Source organism: Flavobacterium sp. 9AF, from assembly GCF_902506265.1.
In the GTDB taxonomy this organism is placed as follows: Bacteria; Bacteroidota; Bacteroidia; order Flavobacteriales; family Flavobacteriaceae; genus Flavobacterium.
In genome coordinates this window covers 1-2,915 of sequence record NZ_LR733577.1, presented here as the reverse complement: position 1 = coordinate 2,915, position 2,915 = coordinate 1, and the positions used below count along the sequence as shown (strand labels likewise).

General features: G+C 23.1%; 3 protein-coding genes. All 3 read left to right on the top strand.

Features of this window, described 5'->3' with window-relative positions; all coding sequences use genetic code 11:
* Positions 1-755: glycosyltransferase family 4 protein (locus tag HALO113_RS15480; protein ID WP_159779994.1), on the top strand; the 755-nt coding region annotated here is incomplete at its 5' end.
* On the top strand, positions 743-1,273 hold the full coding sequence (locus tag HALO113_RS15475) for a putative colanic acid biosynthesis acetyltransferase (protein ID WP_159779993.1): 531 nt from the start codon (positions 743-745) through the stop codon (positions 1,271-1,273). The genes HALO113_RS15480 and HALO113_RS15475, both read left to right, overlap by 13 nt.
* Before the next feature lie 2 nt (positions 1,274-1,275).
* Complete coding sequence (locus HALO113_RS15470; protein WP_159779992.1) at positions 1,276-2,475, top strand: WcaI family glycosyltransferase; 1,200 nt, start codon at positions 1,276-1,278, stop codon at positions 2,473-2,475.
* Positions 2,476-2,915 lie beyond the last annotated feature (440 nt).

Sequence of the window (2,915 nt, the reverse complement as noted above, 5' to 3'; positions counted from 1 at the left end):
GTGGACATTTAAAAGAATCTTATTTTAAACAAAATTATTTTCAAAAATTTTTCTTTAAGAAATCATTAAAATTAGCAGATTATGGCATAGTTTTATCTAAATCACTTCAGAAAAATTTTGATTTTTTTTTAGAAGAAGAAAAAATATTTATTGTTGAAAATTTTTTTGAGGAAATTTTAAATATTGAAGAAAAAGATATAAAAAACAAGAATTTTAAAGATATAAATGTACTTTTTTTAAGTAATATAATTGAAGAAAAGGGAATAAAATTGCTTGTTGAAGCAATTAAAAATTTAGTAGAAAAAGGAATAAAAATAAATCTAAAAATCGCAGGAAATTTAACAGATAGTTTTGATATAAATACAATTAAAAATATAAATGAAATACAATATTTAGGTATAGTAAATGGAGAAAAAAAAAGAGATTTACTCTTACAATCTAATTTAATCTGTTTACCTACATTTTATAAAATGGAAGGACAACCAATTAGTTTAATAGAAGGTATGGCTACTGGTAATGTAATATTAACAACAAATCATGCTGGTATACCCGATATTTGTAATGAGAAAAATGGTTTTATTTGTTTAAAAGATGATCTTAATAGTTTACAAAATAGTCTCGAATTTATATGTAATTTAAATAGAGAAGAACTAATTAAAATATCACTTTTCAACTATAAAATGGCGAGTGAAAAATATACTTTAGATATATTTATAAATAAACTAATTAATATTTTTTATAAATGTTTGAATTAAATAAATTCAAAAACCCAAAAAATTTTAGAGGTAGAAATAAAATAATTGTTCAACTTTGGTGGATTGTTCAAGCAACTTTCTTTGCATTATCTCCACAAGTATTATATCCATGGAGAAGATTTTTACTTCGTCTATTCGGTGCAAAAATTGGTAAACAAGTTGTCATTAGACCGAATGTAAAAATTACATACCCATGGAAAGTTATAATTGGTGATTATAGTTGGATAGGTGATGATGTTGTACTTTATAGTTTAGGAGAAATACAAATTGGCTCAAACACAGTGATTTCTCAAAAATCATATTTATGTACAGGCTCTCATGAATATCAAAAACAAAGTTTCGATATTTACAATAAACCGATAATAATAAAAGATTCTTGTTGGATTGCAACCGATGTATTTATTGCTCCAGGAGTGACAATTGAAAATGAAATTGTAGTAGGGGCAAGATCATCTGTTTTTACTAATTTATATGAAAAAGGGGTTTATATTGGTAATCCAGCAAAAAAAGTTAAATGAAAATGAAAATAACAATATTGGGTAATAATTATTTTCCTGAAGACAGCGGGATAGGATTATATACTACTGAATTAGCTGAATATCTAGTTCAAAAAGGAATACATGTAGATGTCATAACTGCGTATCCATATTATCCTAAATGGGAAATTTATGAACAATATAAAAAAAGAGGTTATTTTTTATTAGAAAGTATTAACAATGTTAATATCAATAGAATGCGGATTTATGTTCCTTCTAAACCAAATTTTTTTAGGAGAATTTTACAAATGATTCATTTTACTTTTTTGAGCCTTTTTAATCTTAAAAAATTTAAAAATACAGATATAATTATTGTAATAGTTCCCTTTACTTCTAATATAATTTTATCCTTTTTAGCAAAAAAGATATACAAAGCAAAAATTGTTATACATACACAAGATTTTGAGTTTGATGCGGCTTTTCAAACAGGAATTTTAAAAAATAAAATTTTTGAAAATATTTTGAAAAAAATTGAACAAAAACTTTATTCTGTATCAAATTTAAATACAACAATAAGTTATGGAATGATTGAAAAATTAAAGAAAAAAAAATCTTTAAACAATTATTATTTTCCTAATTGGATTGATTCAAATGTTATTAATCCTACTCGAGCTCAAAATACAAATTATTTTAATTCAGACAAATTTAATATTCTTTATTCTGGAAATATTGGAAAAAAACAAGATTGGAATATTTTTATTGATATAGTTAAAGATTTAGCTAAATATAATGGAATACATATTACATTGATAGGGGATGGGGCTAGTAAAAATGAGGTATTAGAAAAAACAAAGGAACTAAAAAACATGACTTATTTTGAGCCTGTCATTTATTCAGAATTAAACAATATTCTTTGTAATGCAGATTTGCATGTTTTATTTCAAAAGGACCTTGTTATAGATACTGTTATGCCTTCTAAAATTTTAGGCATGATGGCTAGTGAAAAACCTTCTATCGTTACAGGTCACAAAGACTCTGAAGTTAGGTATATTTTTGAAAAATCTAAAGGTGGATTCTATTATATGAATCACCAAAAAGATGAAATTATTAATAAAATAATTGAATTGTTTAACAATAAAGATACTTCCATTACTACAGGTCGTAATGCTAGAAATTTTATTACGAAAAATTTTTCAAAAGAGAATATTCTAAATGATTTTATAGATAGAATAAAACAATTATAATCGGCTAATAATTTTATTTGAATATTGCGGAATGAGAATTGTCCATAAAATTAAAATTATTATTGTAGATACTGTAATACTATTTAATACATCTAATTTTATAAAGTTGATAAATAAATAACATAGAGGAATTTTAATCACTGAACTAAAGATTAAAATTTTTATAAATAAGCTTAATTCGCCTATTCCATTTAAAAAAAAGGTAAAGAAAGTATTATAAAGTCTTAATAAAGTAATAATCGCAAATGTTAAAATAAAATAATGAGGCAATACAATTATATTTTTTATCCATATAGATATTAATGATGGGGTGATTAAATACAATATAATAATAACTAAAGCTATAAAAATAAAAGTAAAATTAAATTTCTTTATAATCTTGAATATTTCGAATTTGTTTTTTTCATTAAATAATTTAGAAAATATAGACCAAAGAGGAG